The following is a 21,876-nucleotide window of genomic DNA, read 5'->3' on the forward strand; positions in this document are numbered from 1 at the left end:
AAGCCTAGCCGGCTTCGCGCGTGGATTTTCGAGTTTTCAGTGGGATGAAGTTCGCCTAAAGGCGCGAACGGACGGGGCCGTAGCTCAGCTGGGAGAGCGCTGCAATGGCATTGCAGAGGTCAGGGGTTCGATCCCCCTCGGCTCCACCATCCCCTCGACGCCACTTCCGCCGCAAGCACAATAAGAAGGCGCCGTCATTCGACGCTCCTTCCGCCGCAGGCACAAAAAAAGACGGCGGCGTCTTTCGACGCCGCCGCCCATTTTCACCGTTGTTATGCCTTAGAGGGCAGTCGCAACGTTGGTGAAGGTCTTGTTCAACGCGCTACCAATGCTGGTCATCGCGCCAATCGCCGCAACGGCGATGAGGGCGGCGATCAGGCCGTATTCAATGGCGGTCGCGCCTTCGCTGTTACGAATCAGTTTCAAAAACTTGGCCATCTCTGGTCTCCTTAAGGCTCCACTCAACTAGGGATCGAAGTCCCCCCACCTGCGCAGCCGTTTCGCGTAGGTTGAATGTGGAATTAGCCCCGGAGGATTGAGAAAGACTTAAAGCGAGAGGTTTCCGGACTTTAACCATGAATAAGGAAAACTACTTACTCGCGTCCTCGATTAGCCTGTCGAGTTGGTCGACCAGGTCGCGCAACCCGCGGGTGCCGTCGCTCCAGTCGGCGGGCAGCGGGCTCTTCTTTTGTTTGTGGCGCACAGGCGCCGGCGGCGCGGGGACCCGGAACATCTGCGGCAGCGGCGGGCCGGCGCGACCGTCGATGCTCAGCGCCGGGACCATGAAATTGCGCCAGATGTCCGCCGGCACCGTGCCGCCGCTGATCTTGCCCAGCGATTTGTTGTCGTCGCGTCCGACCCACACGCCGACCACCAGATTGCCGGCAAAACCGATGAACAAGGCATCGCGGTTATCCTGCGAGGTACCGGTCTTGCCGAAGGTCGGCACGGCCAGCGCGGCGCGGCGCCCGGTGCCCTTGTTGGTCGCTTCCCACAGCAAATCGAGCATCGGCGCCCAATCGCGGCGTTCGTCGAGCCGACCGCCGCGCCGGAAATAGCTGGAGAAGCCTTGGTCCTGTCCGTCCGCTGCCAGCCCGCGCGGCGCAATCGGGTAGCGACCGCTGGCAATCGCGGCATAGGCCGAGGTCAGCTCGACCAGGCTGACCGCGCCGCTGCCCAGCGCTACGCTGGGGCCGCCCGGCAACGGGCTCGAAATGCCGAGTTCGCGCGCGGCGCGCAGCACATTGGCCCGCCCGACGCTTTCCGACAGGCGGACCGTCGCCGCATTGCTCGATCGGGCGAAAGCTTCGCGCAAAGTGATCGGCCCGCGATAGACGCCGTCGCTGTTGACCGGGGTCCAGCCGCCGATGGTCACCGGCCGGTCGTCGATGATACTGTCGGGGGTCCAGCCGGCGCGCATCGCCGCGAGGTAGACGAACAGCTTGAACGCCGATCCCGGCTGGCGACGCGCTTGGGTAGCGCGATTGAACGGGCTGTCCTGGTAACTGCGCCCCCCGACCATCGCCACGACGCGGCCGTCGGGCCGCATCGCCACCAGCGCTGCTTGCGCCCTTTCATCTTGATCAAAAGCGCCGATTGGCGCCCGACCGACCGCCCGCACCGCCAGCCGCTGGAGATCGGCATCGAGCGTCGTGGTCACTCTGACCTCGCCAAATTCCGCTTCGAACGCTTTCTGCGCGGACGGCGCGACCCAATCAGCAAAATAGGTGCCGGTCGGGACTTTCGACGTTTGCACGACCGGGCGCGCGGACACGGTCGCGCGAGCGCGCGCGACGCTGATGATCCCGGTTTGCGCCATCGCCCCGAGCACCAGTCGGCTGCGTTTCTGCGCGCCGGCGAGATTGTGGGTCGGGGCAAGCCGCGACGGCGCTTGCACCAGGCCAGCCAGCATGGCCGACTGCGCCAGGTTCAGTTGGTCTGGCCCCCGGTTAAAATAATGCTTGGCCGCGGCGCGCAAGCCATAAACGCCGTCACCAAAATAGACGCTGGAAAGATAGCGCGAGAGGATTTCGTCCTTGGTCAGCCAGGCTTCGAGCCAGAACGCAATGATCACTTCCTGCGCCTTGCGCTTGATGCTTCGATCGTTCGACAGGAAACTGGTCTTGGCCAGCTGTTGGGTGATCGTGCTGCCGCCCTGGCGCACCCCGCCGGCCGACATGTTGGCGACCATCGCCCGGCCGATCGCCCGCGGATCGATCCCCCAGTGCCGGTAAAATCGCCGGTCTTCGATGGCGACGAACGCCGCCGGGGTCAGCGGATCGAGCTTCGACGCTTCGACCGGTGCTTCCTTGATCGCCCCGCGCCGGGCAATCGGAATGCCCTCTTGCGACAACAGCAACAGCGCCGGATCGTCGAGCGGCTGCAGCGCCCGCGACAGTGGCGCGGTGACTATCAGCCACAGCAGGGTCACCAGCAGAACGGCGGCAATCGCATAAACAATGATGCGGCGGCGGCGGCGTCTGGGCTTCGGCGCTGCTTCGACGGGTTCCGCGCCCAGCCCCGGTTGCGCGACGACCGGCGCGAACGGGTCGGGCAATTCCTCGACATGAACGCCGCCGCGGCTCCAGATTCCGTCCCTGTCCGCCACCCACGATCCTTCTTGCGGGGAATGCCAACTGCCTTAGTCTAGTAAAACAGTCCCGCGCATATATCCAGACGTTTGCTGAACCTTCGATTGCGGCTAAACGAGCGGCCATGCCGCCCGCCCTCCGGCGCGCCTTGGCGATGACATTGCTCGTCGCCCTCGCCGCCATCCCGTCTGCCTGCAACCGCCAGCCCGAAGGCGCGGTCAAGGTCGCGGTGATTGGCGCCACGCCCAAAATCGTCGACCCGGCCACCGGGCCGGTTACGCCATCGGATGCGGTTCTGCTCAACAGCGTTGCGCAAGGGCTGGTGCAGTTCGACGCCCGCGGCCAAATCGAACCCGGCCTGGCCGAGCGTTGGAACGTCAGCGACGATGGGCTGAGCTACATCTTCCGCCTCGCGTCGGGTGAATGGCCCAGCGGTACCAAGGTCACCGCCCACCAGGTCGCCCGGATTCTGCGACGCGAGATCGCCGGCAACAGCAACAATTCGCTCAAAGATACGTTGGGCGCGGTCGACGAGATCGTCGCGATGACCGACCGCGTGCTCGAAATCCGCTTGAAGGCGCCGCGCCCGAACCTGCTGCAACTGCTCGCCCAGCCCAATTTCGCCCTGGTCCGCATTGGTCAGGGCAGCGGTCCGTTCCAGTTGGCCGGGCAGCCGCCGGCTGACTTCCTCTTGCTCCGCCGCAAGGTACCCGGTCCCGACGGCGAGGAAGGCCGGAAAGAAGAAGTCAGGCTGCAGGGCTTGATCGCCCCTGCGGCCTTACACGCCTTTGCCGCTGGCCAAGTGGACATGGTGCTCGGCGGCACCTTTGCCGAGCTGCCTGTTGCGCGCCGCATCAAGCTCCCCCGCAATACGCTGCAGTTCGACCCGGTCGCCGGGCTGTTTGGCCTGGCGCCGGCGCGCAAGGGCGGTCCGCTCGCCGATCCGGAGTTACGGAAACTGCTGGCCCAGGCGATCGATCGCGACGCCTTGATCGCGGCGCTCGACGTGCCCGGCCTGGTCGGCCGCGCGACGCTGCTCGAAGCGGGGTTGGAAGGTGTCCCGGACCCGGTCGCGCCGCCATGGCTGGCGACACCGATCGCCGACCGTCAACGCAATCTGGTCACCGCGGCCGACCGGCTGTTGGGCCATGATCGACCGACGCTGGTCATTGCTTTGCCCGACGGCCCGGGCGCGCAGCAGCTGTTCGAGCGGCTAGCTGCCGACTGGGGCCTGTTCGGCATCAAGCTGGTCCGCGTCGCCAACGGACGGCCCGCGGACCTCAAGCTGATCGATGCGGTAGCGCCATCGCCATCGCCGGCCTGGTTCCTGCGCCAGTTTCGCTGCCAGGTGGCACCCATCTGCGATGAACAAGTCGATCCGCTACTCGAAGCGGCCCGAACCGCGCCGGTCGCTGCGCAACGCGGCGCCTTGCTGGCCGAAGCGGCGCGCAAGATGGACGATTTGCAATTGTTCATTCCAATCGCGGCGCCGATCCGCTGGGCGCTGGTGTCAGGACGCATCCAGGGCTTCGCAGGGAACCGCTTCGGCATCCATACGCTGACTGATCTCGACCAGAGGCTCAATCGCGAAGGCGCTCGATGATGGTGATTCAATCCGGTGGGAAGCTGCCTTTCCCTGGTTTCGGCGGGGATCCGCACTCGGTTCGGCAGCGAGTCGAAGCGATGGAGCATTTGCTTGAAAACGCCTTCGCCATTCCCGGCACCAACAAGCGCGTCGGGCTCGACGTTCTGCTCGATTTCGTGCCGGTGGTTGGCGACCTCGCCGGGGCGGCGCTCGGCAGCTACATGATCTGGGAAGCGCGCAACCTTGGCATGTCAAAATGGGCGATGACGCGGATGGCGGGCAATGTCGGCACTGATTTCCTGCTCGGCCTGATCCCGTGGGTCGGCGCGATCCCCGATTATTTCTTCCGCTCCAACAGCCGCAACTTGCGCATTATCAAGCGCCATCTCGACAAGCATCACGCCGGCACCGCGACCATTGGCGGCGAAGTCACGTCCCGTCAGGGCTCGACCCACTCATGAGTCTTCTCGATGATCGTCAGCTCGCGCAGCAAGGCGTCGACGCTTTGCATCAGCTCGGGAACGAAGGTGATCTGGTGACGCGCGCCGCGCAGCGATTCGACCAGCAACAAGGCGTCGACCAGGATTGGCACGACCAGGCTCTCGGGATCGTCGAGTTCGGCGCAATGCCGCAGTTTGGCCAGCGCCTTCTGCTTCGCTGCCTGCGGATTCGACACGGCTTCGGCGCGGCCAATCAGCCAACCCATAATTCTGGTCTCCGGTAAAACGCCACAATAGCGGACGATGCCCGGCTGGGAAGTTCGGGCGAACCGACTATCGGTGCGGCTCGGCGCAGCTAGCGTCCCACTTGCAAGTTCACCGGTGGCCGCGATAGATTACGCCATACGGGCGGCGGGGCGTCCTTTTAATGAAAATACCATCAGATACCGGCGGCGCAACGAACCCGACACCTAGGAAGAGCGCCAGGGTCGGCCTTGAAGCCGAGGTGTCGCTCAGGCGATCGGGCCACAACAATTATCGCGCCAATGTCCACGACGTCTCCCAGGAGGGGTGCAAGGTGGATTTCGTCGAACGTCCACGACTAGACGAAATCGTCTGGGTGAAGTTCGAAGGGCTGGAAGCTCTGGAGGCCATTGTCTGCTGGGTCGATGGCTTCGCGGCCGGGCTCGAGTTTCAACGGCCGGTGCATCCGGCGGTGTTCGACGTGCTTCTGAAAAGGCTCGCTGCGGCGGGCCAACAATAGCGCTTAGTCTCCGCTGATCTGCGGCCTCCCAACGTCGCCCTGGCCGACCGTCCGGCCGGCCATCTCAAGCATCCGCTCCAGCGGTATCCGCGCCGCGGCCATGACTTCCTCCGACAGCTCGATCCGCGGTTTCAAATCGCGCAGAGCGACGTACAATTTCTCGAGCGTGTTGAGGGCCATGTACGGGCACATGTTGCAGTTGCAATTGCCGTCGCCGCCCGGGACCCCGATGAAAATCTTGTCGGGCGCCGCTTTTTCCATCTGGTGGATGATGTGCGGCTCGGTGGCGATCAGGATGGTCTTGGCCGGCGATGACAGCGTGAACTCGAGGATCGATCGGGTCGAGCCGACATGATCGGCATGGTCGATGATGTGCGGCGGGCACTCGGGATGCGCGGCAACTGGCGCGCCCGGGTGCTCGGCCTTCAATTTCAGCAGTTCGGTCTCGCTAAACGCCTGGTGAACGATGCACACGCCCGGCCACAGCAACATGTCGCGCCCGGTCCGCCGCGCGAGATAGCCGCCGAGATGCCGGTCGGGCCCGAAGATAATCTTTTGGTCCATCGGGATCTGTTTGAGGATAATGTCCGCCGACGACGAGGTGACGATAATGTCCGACAGCGCCTTCACCGCCGCCGAGCAATTGATGTAGGTCAGCGCGATATGGTCGGGATGGGCTTCACGGAACGCCTTGAACTGATCGGGCGGGCACGAATCCTCGAGGCTGCAGCCGGCGTCCATGTCGGGCAGGATGACGATTTTTTCGGGGCTCAGGATCTTGGCCGTCTCGGCCATGAAGCGGACGCCGCAGAACGCGATGACGTCGGCGTCAGTCGCCGCGGCTTTCCGCGACAGATCGAGGCTATCACCGACGAAATCGGCGAGGTCCTGGATCGCCGGCTTCTGGTAATAATGCGCCAGGATCACGGCGTTGCGCTCGACCTTCAGCCGCTGGATTTCGGCGAGGAGGTCGACGCCCTTCAAGCTTTGCGGCTGCGTCGTCATCGTGTCCCCTGCGCGGCGTCCTTGGCGCGCGTCTCTCCCAATACCTCATTATAGGACCGCGACTGGTCGATATAAGAGGGATTGTCCGTCTGCTCTTCCGACGCGAACCGCGCGATCACCTTGGCATCGCCGATCCCCGCCGCCTTCAACGGCATCGCGAAGCTGCGCTCGATCGCATTGCGGGCGGCGTCCCGCGCCAGCCGCATCGGCACCTCGGCCATCGCCTGCTGGCGCAAATCGGCGACGGCACGCGCCTGGTTGGCCTTGTCGAGCACGCCTTCGGCGTCGGTCAGCGCAGCCAGCACACCGCCCTCGCCATATTCTCGGCTCGCCGCCAGATCGACTTCCGGGCCGGCGATCTCGATGTCGGGCAGCCGAACGCGCAGTGTATTCGTGGCCTTGTCCCAGCGCACGTCCTCGGGCTGGAGCTTGGCCAGGTCGAGTTCGTAGCGGACGTCGCCGGGCAGGATCAGCGTGCGCTCGGCGGAAAACCCGAAGCGCGCCTGGCGCGAGCTGGTGACCGAGACATAACGCGCGACGAAGGCCACCAGCCGGTTCTGGGCGCGCATCGATTCGAGGCTCGACGAGGCGATCGTCTGCGGGTTGGGCCCGCCGCCGAACAGCAGCTTGCTCAGCCCGGCGACCCCGCCAATCAGGACGCCAATCAGCAGCGCGGCCGCAATTGCTACAGCGACCAGCGACCGGGTCAGGCGGATGGGTTGGCGCGTTTCCATGTCTCTCCGTCGTGAACAACGAGTTCCCGTGCCGCGAGGTCCAGCAGATGGGCAAAGACCGATCCGCCGGCGGCGACGGTAAGCCGTGGATCCAAACCCGGATAAGCGGCCGCGACGATCTCGCCTATGGTCCGGGGGTCAGCCTCAACCAGCGACAGGATCTGCCGTTCGCGCTGCATCCGGTGGCCAATGAACCCGCGGACCAATTGCCTCGGATTGTGGATCGCCGGCCCGTGCGCCGGATAATAGATGCGGTCGTCGCGCTGCTGCAGCTTGGCGAGGCTGGCCATATAAGCCGCCATGTCGCCATCGGGCGGAAAGACGACCGTGGTCGACCAGCCCATCACATGGTCGCCGGTGAACAAAGCGCCCGACGCTTCGTCGGCGAAGCATAGATGGTTGGACGTATGGCCCGGCGTCGCGACCGCAGTCAGTCGGCGGCCGTCAACTTCGATCGCCTCTCCGTCCTCGAGCACGCGATCGGGCCGGTAGTCGCCGTCGAACGCGGCGTCGGCGCGCGGCCCCGCCGTCTCCAGCGCCAGCGGCGCGCAGCCAATGATCGGCGCGCCCGTTGCCTCGGCCAGCGGTCTGGCCGCCGGGCTGTGGTCGCGGTGGGTGTGCGTGCACATGATCGCCGCAACGTTGCGCCCGCCGATTGCCTTGACCAGCGCCGTCAAATGCTCGGCAGAGTCGGGCCCAGGATCAATGACCGCGACCTCGCGGTCGCCAACCAGATAGGACTGGGTGCCAGTGAACGTGAATGCCGACGGATTATGCGCCAGCACGCGGGCAATCCCGGGTTCGATCGGATCAAGCAAGGCATAAGGGGCGTCCACGGCACTGCCTGTGCCACGGACGCCCGCCGTTATGCAAAATAGGTCGAATGCAAAGCGGCTAACCGCCGGCGCGCAACGACTCGATCTTGGCGCGCATTTTGGCCTGCAGCTCGGCCTTAATGGCCGGGTCCATGTCGTCCTCCTCACCGAGGTTTGCAGCGGCCTTTTCAAGAGCGGCGACAAGCTCGGTGCGGCCTTCGCCCTTCTTGCCGCAAACGAAGAACTTGACCGTTTGCTTCTTGTCCGCGCCGCCGCCGTCGGCCGACAGCTCGACTTTTTCGCCATCGCAATTGGCGCCCATTTTTTCGAGATCGCCGGAGTCCGCGCTCTCGACCCCATTCTTGCCGCCTGGACCGCCATGAATGACGATCTTCTTGGTGAACTCTTGTTGCTTGACCCCGTCGTCAGCGGCGGCAGGCACGGATAACGCGAGTCCAGCAATCGAAACTCCGCCAGCGAGCAGCAGTCCGGCCAGCCGCCGGCCGCGTCCATGATTGGTCTTGAGCATGTTCAGTCTCCCTTTCAGTTCATCGATCGTCGTCAGCGCGCACAGCGAGCGCGGAACGGGTCGCGCCGCACAGCGCAGGATGGTTTCGGCGTAAGCCGGCGCGACAGCATGGCCGGCATCGGCGAGCAGACGTTCGTCGCAAGCCGCTTCCATGTCGCGGCGAAAGGCTCCCAAAGCGAGATAAGCGAGCGGATTGAACCACAGCAACGACGTCAGGATTAGCGCCGCGGCGCTCGCCCAAATATCGCCGCGGCGATGGTGAAGCTGTTCGTGCCACAGCGCAAAATGTTGCTGGTCGACGCTGAATCGTTGCTCAAAATCCATCGGGACGATGATCAACGGGTGGATCAACCCGGTCGCCATTGGTCCGTCGACATGCGCGGGCGCGACGACATCATAGGGGACGCCCGGGACATCTAGCGCGCGACCCTGCGCTGGCGCCCGTCCAAGAAAGCGATAATGCCGCCAACCGTGAAAACCGAGAAATAGGATCGCGCCGCCAAACCACATGCCGCCAAGGGCAACCGGAAGAGTTAGCCAGCCAGCGTCCGTCGAGGCCGACTGCACGACCCACGTGTGGATCGATCCCATCGGCAACGATGCCGGAAGTGGCACGGCCGCCGCCGGCAAGGTTGGCATTACCGCCCGCAATCCAGGCGCTAACCACAACGCGTACGCCGCCCGGGCGCCAAACGTCCGGGCAATCGGGCGTCGCACCAGCAGCACCAGGCCGATCAGGACCGAGACGGCAAGGCCGGTGCCGGTTGCCCAGGCCATCATTTGCGCAAACTCCGAACCAGCGCTTCGAGCTCGGCAAGGTCGTCGGGGTCGATCTCACGCTGGTCGGCGAGCTGCGCCACCAATGGCGACACGCGCCCGCCGAACAACCGATCGACCAGGCGATCGGCTTGCCCACCGGCGATGGTTTCACGGTCGACCGCGGGCCGATAGCGGAAGCGGCGCCCTTCGCTTTCGGCCGACACCGCACCCTTGGCGAGCAACCGTGACAACAGGGTCTTGACCGTCGCCAGGCTCCAGTCCCGGCCGGCTGGCACGCGGTCGGCGATCTCGGTCGCACCAAGCGGCGATTCTTCCCACAAAAGCTGCAGCAGCTGCAGCTCGGCTTCGCTGATTCGGGTGGGTTTTTTCATTCGACTACAATTGTAATCGTAAGCTGAACGGCCAATGAACCGACCGGCCCGCAATCCGAACTGGCGACGAGTTAGCAGTGCAAGTTGAACGGCCCAATCTTGTCGGCGAGCCGGGAGACTTTTCCGGAACCCAATTGGCTGGCCATGACTTCGATTTCAACGCTGCTGTGGGCAACCCCGACGCAAACTTGCGACGGCAGCTTCAAGCGCAGCATTTGCCCTTGCCGCAGGGCTGCAACGGATGATTCCGCTCGCAGCTCGCCCCGGCGCATGAACCGCAGGGTTACCGGACTGGCCAGATTGCCATCGGCGTGCACCGCGAACACGGTATCCGGCGTCAGTCTGCCACAGGTCGTGCCGCCGCCCCGCTCGCCCAGAACCAGGCAGCGAATCGACAGCGGTGGCCTCGCTACCAGCGGCGGTGCCAGCGCCAACATCGTTGCCCCGGACATGGTCGATATTGGCAATGGCAATGGCATCGGCGGAACGGTCGACACCAGCGCGTCCGCCGCGGACAATGCGCCCGAAGAGCGGGCCCGCGCCGGCGCGACGGTTTCCAACTGGCCAATCTCGCCCTGCAGGTCGGCAACCAGCTTGGCCTTGACGGGGTCGGACAGGCCAGGCTGCGCTTTGACCCACAGGACCGCATTGGCGAGTTTCGAAATCCACTGGGCGTTGCTGTCGCCTGGGGCCGCGCACAGCGTCATCGTGCGGCGTTTCATCTCGCCATCGATCAAGCCTTCAGCGCTGGCCTCGAAGCGCCGGTCGCCGCATTGCGAACGGAGCGTATTGGCCTGGTCCTTGCTGATTTCGTTGAGTGGCTTGGCGCCAAGGTTGAAGCCATCGGCCCGAACCACCGTCGTTGGGTTGGACGATGGTGGGCCCGGGGCCGGCGCGATTGGCGCGACCGCTTGGGCCGCTGCCAATCCGATACTGATCAACTCCCGCACAATACTCATGTCCCGGCCTGTCCCAATTGTGCCGCCAGCGTCGACCACAGGCTTGTAGCCCCGGTCCTGAACCGCGGTTTAACTCTTGGTCAGTCTTTGACCACGACCGTCAGGCTTTGACTAGTGACGCCGCAAACTCGGCAGGAACCCGGCGATGGCCGGCGCTGCGGTCCAGCGCGGCGGGGTAAACCCGGCCAAACAGTGCTTCCATGCTGCGGTCCCAACTGAACAGGCGGGCTTCCTGGAACGCCTCCTCCCGCATCGCCGCGCGGTCGCCGTTCCACACCGCGAGGATATTGCGCGCCATTGCCGTGCTGTCACCGACCGGCCCGAGGCGGCCAATGCGGTCGCTCACCCGGTCGATCATTGCCCCGGCGGCGACACCGACGACTGGCAGGCCGGATGCCTGCGCCTCGATAATCGATATACCGAACGTCTCGTCGGCCATGCCCGAAACATAGATGTCGGCACTGGCCAGCCATTTGGCGAGCTCGGCGCGGTCTTTCAAATACCCCGGCACAACAATTCGTGGATCACCGATCGCGTTGATTTGCTCGCGCAATGGGCCTTCGCCGATCAGCACCAGCCGGGCACCCAATTCGGCCGGTAGGCGCTGGAACGCCTCGACCACTACGTCCGGCTTTTTCTCGCCGTCGAGCCGGCCGACATAGATCAGCACCGGCTGGTGGTCGCAGACCCCAAGCTTGGCGCGCAGTGCAGGGTCGCGGCGGGAGGGACCGAAATCACCCAGTTCGGCGCCCAGCGCGACGACGTCGACATTGGGAACGCCATAAGCGCGCAGCTTCGACGCGCCGCCATTTTCGCTCAAGGCATAGACCGCATCGAAACGGCGATAGAGATTGCCGCAGTAGCGGTAGCAGAGGCGCGAGGCTGCACTGGCGAGCGGATTGCCGATGAACTTGCGAAACGGCCGTTGGACATAAACGGTCGGGAAATCGGTCATATAGGCCGCGACCAAAGCGGTCTCGGGATGCCGCTTGCGGTGACCCAGCGCCGCCCATGGCAGGACATAGGCGTCCTGGCACTCGATGAGGTCAGGCCGGAAGCGCTCCAGGGCGTCGCGCACGGCGCCGGTGCGCAGCAGCAGCCGATAATTCGGGCTGGCCGGAACATGCGGCGAGGCAATGGTCACGGTAATGGCGCGGCCTTCGTCGATGACTTCATCGCGCGCGCCGGGGATCACCATCAGGTGGCGGTGCGGCGTCTTGTCGAGAATATGCCGGCGCTTGTGCAGCAAATAGGTGCGAATGCCGCCGCCGACCTCGGACCAGCTCTGGGTCAGGTCACAGAATAGCCGCGGTGCGCCGAGCGGACCGAGCACATTGGGATCATCGCGGCTCATGCTGCTGTCCAACCCGAGACGGCGAACAAAGTGCCATTCCTCGTCGCTGAGTGGTCAAACTGTCGGTATATTTTACGGTTCGCCACTCGAGCTCCCGATCCTTTTACTAGAAAACGGCTAAAAACAGTCATTTTCGTGAATTGGCACGGCCATTGCAATATTAGCCCCGTCCACTTTGGTTCCACGCCAAATGAGAGGGACGGTGCAGCGGTTCTCTGGTCCCGCACACCGTCCCTCTTTCATTATGGGCTATTCGGCTCCCTCGCCTACCAACTGCTTCAATTCACCGCTCTCGAACATCTCCATCATGATGTCCGATCCGCCGACGAACTCGCCCTTCACATAGAGCTGGGGGACGGTCGGCCAGTCACTATAAGCCTTGATGCCCTGCCGAATCTCCGGGTCCTGGAGCACATCGACGGTTTCAAACGGCACGCCGAGATGGTCGAGGATCGCCACCGCGCGGCTCGAAAAACCGCATTGCGGGAACAAGGTCGTGCCCTTCATGAACAGCACCACGTCGTCCTTGCTGACAATGGCGGCGATCCGGTCCTTAACTTGGCTCACTGATCATCTCCTGTGGCGCTGCAGTGGTCAGCTGCAGCGCGTGCAATTCATTCCCCATCCGCGTCCCCAGCGCGGCGTAGACCAATTGATGTTGGCGAACTCGGCTTAACCCGGCAAACGCCTTGCTCACCACCCGCGCCGCATAATGGTCGCCGTCGCCGGCCAGGTCGGTGATCGTCACCTCGGCGTCCGCAATCGCATCCCGGATCAGCCGTTCGATGTCGTCCGCCGCCATCGGCATCAGAGGTTCGTCTGGTCCATGACCTGCCGCCGCGCTTCGGCCTCTTTGTGGGCGAGCGCCTCGCGGATCCTGGTGTCATCGGTATCGACGCCGGCGGCGGTCAGGTCGCCGAGCAGCTTGCGCACTACATCCTCCTCGCCGGCTTCCTCGAAATCGGCGCGGATCACATCCTTGGCGTAAGCGTCGGCCTCGGCTTCGGACAAGCCCATCTGCCGCGCCGCCCAGGCGCCCAGCAGCCGGTTGCGCCGGGCGATCACCCGAAATTTCAGCTCCTCGTCATGCGCATATTTGCTCTCAAAAGCGCGCTCGCGATCGTCGAATGTTGTCATGCGTTTCCCTTGTCGCTCTTAGCCCGCGAAATAGGAGCGCAGCCCGCTCCCGTCCAGCGGCGATGGACAGGTCCGCTGGATTCGCTACGTTCGCCGCAAGATATCGGCGAGGAAGAAGGTGATGCGCAGGCCATTTGTAATTGCCGCGATGGTGCTGACCGCACTCGCCCCCGCCAGCTCCCTGGCCGCCCCTACGGCCCGGGCAGTCATAAGCGATCCGGTGCGCGACGTGCGCTATCCGACCCACAACCAGCAGCTGCTCATTCCCTCGCACGGCCTGGGCATGAACGCGGTTCTGTTCGAAGCCTCGGGCAAGGATCCGCATCCAACGGTGATCCTGATGCACGGACTGCCCGGCAATGAGCGCAACCTCGATCTCGCCCAGGCCATCCGCCGCAGCGGCTGGGACGTCCTGACCTTCACCTACCGCGGCGCGTGGGGATCAGCGGGCGACTTTTCCATAGCAAACGCGATGGATGACACCCGGGCCGCGCTCGATTTCGCCCGCTCGCCCGAAGCGGGCAAGCTCGGAATCGATGGTCGCCATCTCGCCCTCGCCGGCCATTCGATGGGCGGTGCGACCGCGATGATGACCGCCATCGGCGCGCGCGATCTTGATGGTTTAATCCTCATCGACGCCTGGAATATTGCTCATGGAACGAGCAAGGGCGCGACGACGCGAGAGGAATTGATCAATGGTTTTGATGACTTCGGAAATTCGCTGCACGGCGCAACGCCCGCGAGCGTAGCCGACGAGGTGGTCGCCAAAAGGGCCCAGTGGGACCTGGTCGTAGCTGCGCGGCAGCTGCCGCATCTGCCGATCCTCACCGTTACTGCGACATATGGTGGCGCACTCGCGAACCGGCTAACCACAGCAGCGCTACGCCGCGCCGGCAACCGGCGCGTGACCGCGGTTGAGATGGACAGCGACCATTCATTTTCCGACCACCGGATTGCGCTTGCCTCGACGATTGTCGGCTGGCTTCAAGCCCTGCCCCGGTAAAGCTCGACGACCCGCTCGCCGATCGCGATCAGCGATAGCCGAAATACCAGATCGCGCCGAGCCCAAGGACCAGCGCGACTCCGCCCCAGATGGGAATGCGCGCGCCGAAGCGATCGCCAGAAGGCTCATTCCGCAGCCGGAAATCACGCTCGATCGACCAGGCAATCGCGACGATGTCCGCCAACGGCTGCGTCGCATCGGCCGGGTCTTCGCACGCCTCGAGGTGCCGGAGGAGCAGCACTTTCAGCGCGTCCGGCCGGCTGGACTCCCCGACCCGCTCGATGGTCACGGCATTGGCTTCGCAGCTCAGGCAATACGGCTCCCCGCGCGGGCCGTAAGCGACCGGATAGAGCCCCTCAACTACATCGATCACTTCGAGCGAACCTATCGCCGCCGCTACCGATGGAAAGACCAGCAACGCCTCCCCCGCCGCGACAAACACCGCGCCCGGCGGGACGGTTGGGAATTGGCAGCTGAATTCGTCGCTGTTGTTCACGACCTGCCTAGCGTCACTACCAGCTTGCCGATCGCGCGGCGCTCGGCGATCGCGGTGATCGCCTCCCCGGCGCGCTCCAGCGGATAGGTCGCGCTGATCCGCGGTGCGATCTTGCCCTCATCCCACCATTTGAACAATTGCTCGACGTGGGCGGCGTTAGCGGCGGGATCGCGCATCGCGAACGCGCCCCAAAACACGCCACACACGTCGCAACTCTTGAGCAAAGTGAGGTTGAGCGGCAGCTTAGGAATACCCGCCGGGAAACCGACCACCAGGTAGCGCCCTTCCCAGCCAATGCTGCGCAAGGCCGGCTCGGCATAATCGCCGCCGACCGGATCGAAGATCACGTCCGCCCCGGCTGGCCCGACCGCGCCCTTGAACAACTCGGACAGCGCCTTTTGGCCGTCGCGATCGAACGGTCCGGTGGGATAGATCACCGCCTCGTCCGCCCCGGCCTCGCGCGCCGCCTGCGCTTTCTCCTCCGACGAGACCGCGGCAATGACCCGGGCGCCCATCGCCTTGCCAAGCTCGATCGCCGCCAACCCGACCCCGCCGGCCGCGCCGAGCACCAGCAGGGTCTGGCCCGGCTGCAAATGCCCGCGGTCGGCGAGCGCGTGGATCGAGGTTGCGTAGGTCAGCAACAGCGCCGCGCCGTCCTCGAAACTCCGCTCGACCGGCAGTCGGAAGGCGATCCTCGCCGGAATGACGATCTTTTCGACCAGCCCGCCAAAGCCCGGCACCGCAATGATTCGGTCGCCGACGGCCCAACCCTCGACGCCCTCGCCGATAGCCTCGACCTCACCCGCGACCTCGCCGCCGGGCGCGAACGGCCGCGGCGGTTTCAATTGATATTTGTCCTCGATGATCAGCACGTCGGGAAAGTTGATCGCGCAGGCCCGCACTCGGATCAGCAACTCGCCACGACCCGGCGTGGGATCGGGCAGCTCGGCGATCCGCAGCGTTGCCGGCCCGCCCGGCTGGTCGGAGAGCAGGGCTTTCACCTATTTCGCCGCCTTCGGAAACGCCGGTAGCTTGGCGATGTCCGCCGGCTCGTGCTGGATGATCACTTTGGCGCCGATTTTTTTCGCCAGCGCCTCGAACCGGTCCATCGACGCCAGAGTCTCTTCGCGGCTGGTGTTGAACGGCGGCACGCCACGCTTCTCGCGCGCCATCGCCGAGTGATAGAGGTCGCCGGTCAGCAGCACCGGCCCCGACTTGAGGTTGACCAACAAGGCGAGGTGGTCGGGCGTGTGCCCGGGCAGGTGCAGCGCGACGACGCTGCCGTCGCCGAAAACGTCCTGGTCGGTGGTCAACAATGTGACCGATTTGCCCGCCCCGCGCCACGGACCGAACGGATCATCCTTGCCGGCGGACTTTTCGAAATCCTGCTTGCCGATTAGCAACGTTGCGGCGGGGAACTCGGCTGCCTGGCCGGTGTGGTCGGAATGCATGTGGCTGATACCGACGATATCGATGTCGGCGGGCTTGAGGCCAACCTGCGCGAGTTGCTCGGCCAGCGTTGTGTCGAGATGGATGACAAGGGGGCCGAGGTCCTTGGATTGGCCCTTGAGCCCCGCCGCGAAGCCGGTGTCCCAGATCATCTGCTGGTCGCCGTGGCGGATCAGATAGCAGCTGTCGGTGATTTGCCGCGGGCCCTTCGGATAGAGGCCCGGCCGGTCGGAAAAGAAAGCGTCGAAATCCTTGATCAGGGCGCTGCCGCAATCCAGCCGGGTCAACGTGATTGTCGCTGATTGCGCGGTGACCGGAGTCGCCGAATTCTCCGGCGCTTCCAAAGCCTTGCAGCCGCCCGCGACGGTGAAAGCCACAGCAAGAAGAAACCGAGACAGTCTACCCATGCCAATTCTCCTGCCTTGAGGCACGCGCCTGTCGTCGATGACCTCGCGTGCGGTCATACCGTCGAAGGTCAGCCGCGCCAACGCGATCATGCTTGCCTGACCTTCTTCAACGCGGCCTGCCAGGTCGACGCTCGGCGCGCACCCGCGTAGCGCGGCTCCATTCGCATCAGGAATTGAAGCGGCTGGCGCTGCAGGCCGCTCATCCAGATTTCGGTTCCTGAACCGTGCGCCTGCCGCACGAAGGTCTCCAGCGCGTTGGCTCCGGTGGCATCGACATAAGGCACCTGTTCCATGCGCAGGATGATTGCCCGCGGCCGCTCGCCGGCGCGGCGCAGGCCTTCCAGCATTTCACTAGCGACGCCAAAGAACATCGGCCCCGTAAAGCGGAACACTTCGACTCCGTTGGGCAACTGGTCGCGCAGCCCCGGCTCCTCGGCGGTATCGACTGCGGTCAGGCCGGCGTGTTCGCTCATGCGCTGCATGAAAAACAAAGCGGCCAAGGTCACGCCGACCCCAATCGCCACCGTCAAATCGACGAAGATAGTCAGCAGGAATGTGAGAATGAGCAGCGCCCGCTCGCCCGCATCGGTGCGCACCAGAGCCACGAAGCGATCGGCCTCGCTCATCCCCCAAGCGACCATCAGCAGTACCGCCGCCAGCGCCGCCATCGGCACCATTGCCAGCAGGCCGCCGGCCACCAGCATGAACAGCAGCAGGAAAGCCGCGTGAAAGATGCCGGCCATTGGCGTTTGCGCCCCGGCGCGAATATTGGTCGCGGTGCGCGCGATGGCGCCGGTCGCCGGAAGCCCGCCAAAGGCCGCCGAAGCGATGTTGGCGACTCCCATTCCGACCAGCTCTTGGCCTGAACGGTGGCGGCGGCCGGTCATGCCGTCGGCGACCGTCGCCGACAGCAGCGCTTCGATCCCGGCCAGGAAGGCGATGACGAAGGCGCTCGGCAGCACTTCGCGGGCCAGTCCGAGCGACAGGTGCGGCAGGTGCGGCAATGGCAAGCCAGCCGGCATCGCTGGAAAACGCTCGCCGACGGTTTCCACCGGCAAGCCAAACCACACCGTGGCCGCGGCGCTGGCGATGATCGCAATCAAATAGGCCGGGGTCCGCGGCACCGTCCGGCGCAGCACGATGATCAGCGCCAGTGTCGCCGCGCCGAGCCCAACGGCGGTCCAATTCACGGTCCCTATGGCGCGCCAATAGACGCCCCATTTGTCGATGAAATCGGCCGGAACCTTGCCCGTGTGCAACCCGAGGAAATCGCCGATCTGGCTCGATGCGATAATTACCGCGATGCCGGCGGTGAAGCCGGTGACGACCGGCATTGGCACGAACTTCATCAGCCGCCCGAGCCCCGAGTAGCCAGCAATAATCAGCATGATGCCGGCGATGAAGGTCGCCAGCAGCAAGCCATCAAAGCCATAAGTGGCGATGACCCCGGCGACGACCACCACAAACGCACCGGTCGGGCCGCCGACCTGGACCCGCGACCCGCCCAGGGCCGAAATCAGGAAGCCGGCGATGACCGCCGTCACTAGACCCTGGCGCGGGGAGGCACCGCTGGCGATCCCCAACGCCATGGCCAACGGCAAAGCGACAATTGCGACGGTCAGGCCGGCGAGCACATCGGCGCGCAGGCGGGCCGCCGTGTAGCCTTCGCGAAATACGGTGAGGAGCTTGGGCGTGAACGCGTCCGAGCTCATTCCTCGTAATGCGCGGTGGTCTGCGCGCGAACATCCTCGGCCGTCACGCCCGGCGCCATTTCGATCAGCTTGAACGGGCTCGCATGGTCCGGCCGGTGAAACACAGCCAGGTCGGTGATCACCATGTCGACGACGTTCCTGCCGGTCAGCGGCAGCGTGCATTCGGGGATGAACTTGGGGTCGCCGTTTTTCGACACATGCTCCATCACGACGATGATCTTCTTGACCCCGGCGACCAGGTCCATCGCCCCGCCCATGCCCTTGATCATCTTGCCCGGGATCATCCAATTGGCGATGTCACCATTCTCCGCCACCTCCATCGCGCCGAGCACGGTCAGATCGATATGCCCGCCGCGGATCATGGCGAAGCTCGCCGCCGAATCGAAATAGCTCGACGACGGCAGCTCGCTGATCGTCTGCTTGCCGGCGTTGATCAGGTCGGCGTCGACTTCGTCGTCAAAGGGAAACGGCCCGATGCCGAGCATGCCGTTCTCGCTTTGCAGCGTGACCTCGATCCCCGCCGGGATATTATTGGCGACCAAGGTCGGAATGCCAATCCCGAGGTTGACGTAATAACCGTCGCGCAATTCCAGCGCCGCGCGCGCCGCCATCTGGTCGCGGGTCCAGGGCATCAGATACTCTGTTCCCCGGCTATGGCGGGGGTCCAGTCCGAGACAAGGAACGGCGCGGCAGCGCCGCCTGGGCCCCGGCCTTCGCCAGGGAACAGGGCTATACTAATCATGCTGCTTCCCTTTCGCGCACGGTGCGGAACTCAATCTTCTTGTCGTACGGACTGCCGTCGATCAGCCGCTTCACATAGATTGACGGCAGATGGACGCAATTGGGGACCATCTTGCCGATCGGCACGATGATTTCGACTTCGGCGACGCAGACCTTCCCGCAGGTCGCCGCCGGCAGGTTGAAATTGCGCGCGGTCTTGCGGAACATGATGTTGCCGCTCTCGTCGGCCTTCCAGCCTTTGACGATGCTGAGATCGGCGCGGATGCCGCGCTCAAGGATATACTCCTCGCCGTCGAACGCTTTCACTTCCTTGCCTTCGGCGACCACCGTGCCGACGCCGGTCTTGGTGTAGAAGCCGGGGATCCCCGCCCCGCCCGCGCGCATCCGTTCGGCCAGCGTCCCCTGCGGGCAGAATTCGACCTCGAGCTCGCCCGCCAGATACTGCCGCTCGAACTCCTTATTCTCGCCGACGTAGGACGAGATCATCTTCTTGACCTGCCGCGTCCGCAGCAATTTGCCTAGCCCTTCATTGTCGATCCCGGCGTTGTTCGAGGCGATGGTCAGATCCTTGACCCCGGATGCGACGATCGCGTCGATCAGCCGCTCGGGAATGCCGCACAGCCCGAACCCGCCAGCGGCGATGGTCATGCCATCGTGCAGCAGCCCGTCGAGCGCGGCTTCGGCATCGGGATAAATCTTTTGCATGTCCCGGCTCTGCCGCCGGGGCCAGCAGCGGTCAAGCGCCGGTCAGGTGGCGCGAGCTGTTCGCAGGCCTGAGGCGCGGATGCCGGCTTCGGCGCAAGCCGCGTCATCCTTGGGATCTTCGCCCGATGCCCCGACCCCGCCGAGGCGCGTTCGGCCGTCGGTCGACCAGACCGGCACCCCGCCGGCGACAGTAACGACGTTCGGCGCGCGGGCGAAACCTGGCGTGCCCGTCGCCGCTTCCTCCATACCCGCCGTCGGGAAACCCCAAGCGGCGACGGCGACTGCTTTTTCGATCGAGAAATCCATCGCGCCGCTGCTGCTTCGGTCCATCTTGAGCGCGGCGATCAGGTGGCCGCCGACATCGACGACCGCGATTGCGTGGCTCTGCTTCTTGGTCGTGGCATGGGCCGCGCAGCCGGCGACGATCGCCTGCGCCGTCCGGGCATCCAGCATGGTCTGCTGGGCCTGAGCCGGAGTGCCGACCATCAGCGCCAGTGCGCCCGCCAACACAGCAATCCGCATGCCCGTCTCCCTATCCCGCCGCGAAGTCCTCCGCGTTCAGCCCCTCGCGCTGCAAGGCTCGCTGAACCGCGGGCCGTTCAAGCATCCGTCTGCAAAGCGCCGCCCATTTTGGATAAATGACCATTTCTTCGCCAATCCGGCGGCCCCAGCGGAAGAGCAGCAGCGCATAGGTATCGGCCGCGCTGAAATGGCCCGGCACCAACCAGCCGTCGCCGCACTTAGTCTCAATTTCGTCGAACTGGTGCGTCAGCACGTCGCGGCCGCCGGCGATAATCGCGTCATGCACGCTCTCGTCGCGGGTGAATCGCTCGGCCCGCCAGATTTGCGCAAAAGTGATGTGCACCGACGACGCGAACCAGCCGAGCAATTCATTGCATTGCGCCGCCGCGAACGGATCGCCGCGTGGCACCGATCCTTCGGCGCCGAACCGGTCGGCAAGGTAATTCAAGATGGCGATATTCTCGGTGATCACGCCCTGGTCGGTCGCCAACGCCGGCACCCGCGCATGCGGGTTGATTGCCAGATAGTCGGGCTGCAAATGCTCGCCTTGCGCCAACGTCACCCGCACCGGCTCGAACGCCGCTTGCGTTTCTTCGAGCGCGATGTGTGTCGCCAGCGAGCAGGCGCCGGGCGAATAGAACAGCTTGAGCATGATTAGCTGTTCAACTTCGCCAGCACCCCCTGGAGCTGCATTGCGTTCGACATATCGCCTTCGACCTTCAATTTGCCGGTCATGAATGCCGTCATGCCGTCCAATTGTCCGGCCGCCATCGCCTGCCAATCGTCCCAGCCGACCTTGATCGTGGTGTCGGCGTCGCCATCGTCCTCGCTGACCGATTGCGCCGCGCCGTCGAGCATCACCGCGCCCTGATCGCCGAAGTCCAATTTGACCCTTTTGCCGGCGATCCACGCCTGCCCGTCCTGCATTTTCGCCACCAGTTCCTGCTTGGTCATGATCGCTCTCCTTGTCCCGCCGCGCCTAGCCGCCCGTTGCAGGCGCATCAAGGCGCGCCTATCTGGCGCTCCATGGGATATGAAGCAGACCTCAAATTGTTCATCGACGGCAGCTGGCGCGCCGGCGAGGACCGCGACCATTTCACCGTCATCAATCCGGCCACCGGCGGCGGCATCGCCGAACTGCCGCTGGCGACCAAGGCCGATGTCGAGGAAGCGCTCGCCGCGTCCGCCCGCGCCTGGCCCGAATGGCGCGCGACCGACGCCGACAAGCGCGGCGCCATCCTCCACAAGGCGGCGGATTTTCTGCGCGAGCGCGCCGAACATATCGGCCGCATCCTAACGCAGGAGCAAGGCAAGCCGCTTGCCGAAGCCAAGACCGAAGTCATCGCCAGCGCGCAATTGTTCGACTGGTACGCCGAGGAGATCAAGCGCGACTATGGCCGCACTTTGGTCCGCCCGACCGGGCAATTGTCGCGGGTAATCCGCCAGCCGGTCGGCCCGGTCGCCACCTTCACGCCGTGGAATTTCCCGCTCTATCTGCTGGCCAAGAAGGTCGCCGCGGCGCTCGCCGCCGGCTGCACGGTGATCTCGCGCCCGCCGCAGGAAACCCCGGGCTGCACCGGCGAGATGTTCCGCGCGCTGGCCGACGCCGGCATCCCCGCCGGGGTCGCGCAACTGGTCCACGGCAAGGCCTCGCTGGTCAGCCCGCTGCTGGTCGCCTCGCCGGTCATCCGCAAAGTCAGCTTCACCGGCTCGGCCCCGGTCGGCACGCAATTGATGCACCAAGCCGCCGACAGCATGACCCGCATCACGCTCGAGCT

The 21,876-nt window shown here is 64.7% G+C and carries 27 protein-coding genes and 1 tRNA gene; 6 read left to right on the forward strand and 22 right to left on the reverse strand.

Annotation, left to right across the window (positions count from 1 at the left end):
* The first annotated feature begins 73 nt into the window (after positions 1–73).
* A tRNA-Ala gene (locus RMO25_RS12235) sits at positions 74–149 on the forward strand.
* 130 nt (positions 150–279) lie between these two features.
* On the opposite strand, the gene RMO25_RS12240 is transcribed toward RMO25_RS12235, so the two are convergent.
* Positions 280–438: a Flp family type IVb pilin gene (locus tag RMO25_RS12240; RefSeq protein ID WP_309662881.1), complete on the reverse strand. Its 159-nt coding sequence runs from the start codon at positions 436–438 to the stop codon at positions 280–282.
* Positions 439–589: 151 nt separating this feature from the next.
* The gene (locus RMO25_RS12245) at positions 590–2,608 is read right to left on the reverse strand and encodes a PBP1A family penicillin-binding protein (RefSeq protein ID WP_309662882.1); all 2,019 of its coding nucleotides are present in this window, start codon (positions 2,606–2,608) and stop codon (positions 590–592) included.
* A gap of 107 nt (positions 2,609–2,715) precedes the next feature.
* On the opposite strand from RMO25_RS12245, the gene RMO25_RS12250 reads away from it, so the two are divergent.
* Entirely contained in the window at positions 2,716–4,194 is a 1,479-nt protein-coding gene (locus tag RMO25_RS12250; RefSeq protein WP_309662883.1) for an ABC transporter substrate-binding protein, read from the forward strand.
* Positions 4,191–4,637, forward strand: a complete 447-nt coding sequence (locus tag RMO25_RS12255; protein WP_309662884.1) for a DUF4112 domain-containing protein — start codon at positions 4,191–4,193, stop codon at positions 4,635–4,637. Before RMO25_RS12250 ends, RMO25_RS12255 begins: the two co-directional genes overlap by 4 nt.
* Here RMO25_RS12255 and RMO25_RS12260 read toward each other — a convergent pair.
* Positions 4,616–4,882 (reverse strand): hypothetical protein, encoded by a 267-nt coding sequence (locus RMO25_RS12260; protein WP_309662885.1) that lies wholly within the window; start codon positions 4,880–4,882, stop codon positions 4,616–4,618. The genes RMO25_RS12255 and RMO25_RS12260 overlap by 22 nt on opposite strands.
* 161 nt (positions 4,883–5,043) lie before the next feature.
* Here RMO25_RS12260 and RMO25_RS12265 point away from each other — a divergent pair, with 161 nt between their 5' ends.
* The gene (locus tag RMO25_RS12265; protein WP_309662886.1) at positions 5,044–5,379 is read left to right on the forward strand and encodes a PilZ domain-containing protein; all 336 of its coding nucleotides are present in this window, start codon (positions 5,044–5,046) and stop codon (positions 5,377–5,379) included.
* A 3-nt stretch (positions 5,380–5,382) separates the two neighbouring features.
* On the opposite strand, the gene nadA is transcribed toward RMO25_RS12265, so the two are convergent.
* From nadA to RMO25_RS12315, 10 genes are all read right to left on the reverse strand, one after another.
* Entirely contained in the window at positions 5,383–6,384 is a 1,002-nt protein-coding gene (gene nadA, locus RMO25_RS12270; protein WP_309662887.1) for a quinolinate synthase NadA, read from the reverse strand.
* Entirely contained in the window at positions 6,381–7,118 is a 738-nt protein-coding gene (locus tag RMO25_RS12275; RefSeq protein ID WP_309662888.1) for a DUF4230 domain-containing protein, read from the reverse strand. The genes nadA and RMO25_RS12275 overlap by 4 nt, the downstream gene beginning before the upstream one ends.
* On the reverse strand, positions 7,091–7,954 hold the full coding sequence (locus tag RMO25_RS12280) for an MBL fold metallo-hydrolase (RefSeq protein ID WP_309662889.1): 864 nt from the start codon (positions 7,952–7,954) through the stop codon (positions 7,091–7,093). The genes RMO25_RS12275 and RMO25_RS12280 overlap by 28 nt, the downstream gene beginning before the upstream one ends.
* A 58-nt stretch (positions 7,955–8,012) precedes the next feature.
* Entirely contained in the window at positions 8,013–9,242 is a 1,230-nt protein-coding gene (locus RMO25_RS12285) for a M56 family metallopeptidase (RefSeq protein ID WP_309662890.1), read from the reverse strand.
* Complete coding sequence (locus tag RMO25_RS12290) at positions 9,239–9,613, reverse strand: BlaI/MecI/CopY family transcriptional regulator (RefSeq protein WP_309662891.1); 375 nt, start codon at positions 9,611–9,613, stop codon at positions 9,239–9,241. The genes RMO25_RS12285 and RMO25_RS12290 overlap by 4 nt, the downstream gene beginning before the upstream one ends.
* Positions 9,614–9,684: 71 nt before the next feature.
* Positions 9,685–10,572: a hypothetical protein gene (locus RMO25_RS12295; RefSeq protein WP_309662892.1), complete on the reverse strand. Its 888-nt coding sequence runs from the start codon at positions 10,570–10,572 to the stop codon at positions 9,685–9,687.
* A gap of 100 nt (positions 10,573–10,672) precedes the next feature.
* On the reverse strand, positions 10,673–11,926 hold the full coding sequence (locus tag RMO25_RS12300) for a glycosyltransferase (RefSeq protein ID WP_309662893.1): 1,254 nt from the start codon (positions 11,924–11,926) through the stop codon (positions 10,673–10,675).
* 249 nt (positions 11,927–12,175) lie between these two features.
* Positions 12,176–12,493 carry a Grx4 family monothiol glutaredoxin gene (gene grxD / locus RMO25_RS12305; RefSeq protein ID WP_309662894.1) on the reverse strand — a complete coding sequence of 106 codons (318 nt, stop codon included), beginning with the start codon at positions 12,491–12,493 and terminating at the stop codon, positions 12,176–12,178.
* The gene (locus RMO25_RS12310; protein WP_309662895.1) at positions 12,480–12,734 is read right to left on the reverse strand and encodes a BolA family transcriptional regulator; all 255 of its coding nucleotides are present in this window, start codon (positions 12,732–12,734) and stop codon (positions 12,480–12,482) included. Before RMO25_RS12310 ends, grxD begins: the two co-directional genes overlap by 14 nt.
* The gene (locus tag RMO25_RS12315; RefSeq protein ID WP_309662896.1) at positions 12,734–13,063 is read right to left on the reverse strand and encodes a DUF1476 domain-containing protein; all 330 of its coding nucleotides are present in this window, start codon (positions 13,061–13,063) and stop codon (positions 12,734–12,736) included. The genes RMO25_RS12310 and RMO25_RS12315 overlap by 1 nt, the downstream gene beginning before the upstream one ends.
* Before the next feature lie 121 nt (positions 13,064–13,184).
* On the opposite strand from RMO25_RS12315, the gene RMO25_RS12320 reads away from it, so the two are divergent.
* On the forward strand, positions 13,185–14,066 hold the full coding sequence (locus tag RMO25_RS12320) for an alpha/beta hydrolase (RefSeq protein ID WP_309662897.1): 882 nt from the start codon (positions 13,185–13,187) through the stop codon (positions 14,064–14,066).
* A 28-nt stretch (positions 14,067–14,094) separates the two neighbouring features.
* Here RMO25_RS12320 and RMO25_RS12325 read toward each other — a convergent pair whose 3' ends face one another.
* The 9 genes from RMO25_RS12325 to RMO25_RS12365 all read right to left on the reverse strand — a co-directional run bounded on the left by RMO25_RS12325 (position 14,095) and on the right by RMO25_RS12365 (position 21,052).
* Positions 14,095–14,562, reverse strand: a complete 468-nt coding sequence (locus tag RMO25_RS12325; protein ID WP_309662898.1) for a hypothetical protein — start codon at positions 14,560–14,562, stop codon at positions 14,095–14,097.
* Positions 14,559–15,563, reverse strand: a complete 1,005-nt coding sequence (locus RMO25_RS12330) for an NADPH:quinone oxidoreductase family protein (RefSeq protein ID WP_309662899.1) — start codon at positions 15,561–15,563, stop codon at positions 14,559–14,561. Before RMO25_RS12330 ends, RMO25_RS12325 begins: the two co-directional genes overlap by 4 nt.
* Positions 15,564–16,418, reverse strand: a complete 855-nt coding sequence (locus tag RMO25_RS12335; protein ID WP_309662900.1) for an N-acyl homoserine lactonase family protein — start codon at positions 16,416–16,418, stop codon at positions 15,564–15,566.
* 86 nt (positions 16,419–16,504) lie between these two features.
* Positions 16,505–18,130, reverse strand: a complete 1,626-nt coding sequence (locus tag RMO25_RS12340) for a SulP family inorganic anion transporter (protein WP_309662901.1) — start codon at positions 18,128–18,130, stop codon at positions 16,505–16,507.
* Positions 18,127–18,762: a 3-oxoacid CoA-transferase subunit B gene (locus RMO25_RS12345; protein ID WP_309662902.1), complete on the reverse strand. Its 636-nt coding sequence runs from the start codon at positions 18,760–18,762 to the stop codon at positions 18,127–18,129. The genes RMO25_RS12340 and RMO25_RS12345 overlap by 4 nt, the downstream gene beginning before the upstream one ends.
* Positions 18,763–18,868: 106 nt before the next feature.
* Positions 18,869–19,576: a CoA transferase subunit A gene (locus tag RMO25_RS12350; protein ID WP_309662903.1), complete on the reverse strand. Its 708-nt coding sequence runs from the start codon at positions 19,574–19,576 to the stop codon at positions 18,869–18,871.
* Between the two features lie 42 nt (positions 19,577–19,618).
* The gene (locus tag RMO25_RS12355) at positions 19,619–20,098 is read right to left on the reverse strand and encodes a heme-binding protein (protein ID WP_309662904.1); all 480 of its coding nucleotides are present in this window, start codon (positions 20,096–20,098) and stop codon (positions 19,619–19,621) included.
* Between the two features lie 10 nt (positions 20,099–20,108).
* Complete coding sequence (locus tag RMO25_RS12360) at positions 20,109–20,750, reverse strand: glutathione S-transferase N-terminal domain-containing protein (protein ID WP_309662905.1); 642 nt, start codon at positions 20,748–20,750, stop codon at positions 20,109–20,111.
* A gap of 2 nt (positions 20,751–20,752) precedes the next feature.
* Entirely contained in the window at positions 20,753–21,052 is a 300-nt protein-coding gene (locus RMO25_RS12365) for an SCP2 sterol-binding domain-containing protein (protein WP_309662906.1), read from the reverse strand.
* Between the two features lie 72 nt (positions 21,053–21,124).
* Between RMO25_RS12365 and RMO25_RS12370 the strand changes: the two genes are divergently transcribed.
* Positions 21,125–21,876, forward strand: a 752-nt coding sequence (locus tag RMO25_RS12370; RefSeq protein ID WP_309662907.1) for an aldehyde dehydrogenase family protein, incomplete at its 3' end; no start/stop codon positions are given.

The organism is Sphingomonas sp. (genome assembly GCF_031361285.1).
In the GTDB taxonomy this organism is placed as follows: Bacteria; Pseudomonadota; Alphaproteobacteria; order Sphingomonadales; family Sphingomonadaceae; genus Sphingomicrobium.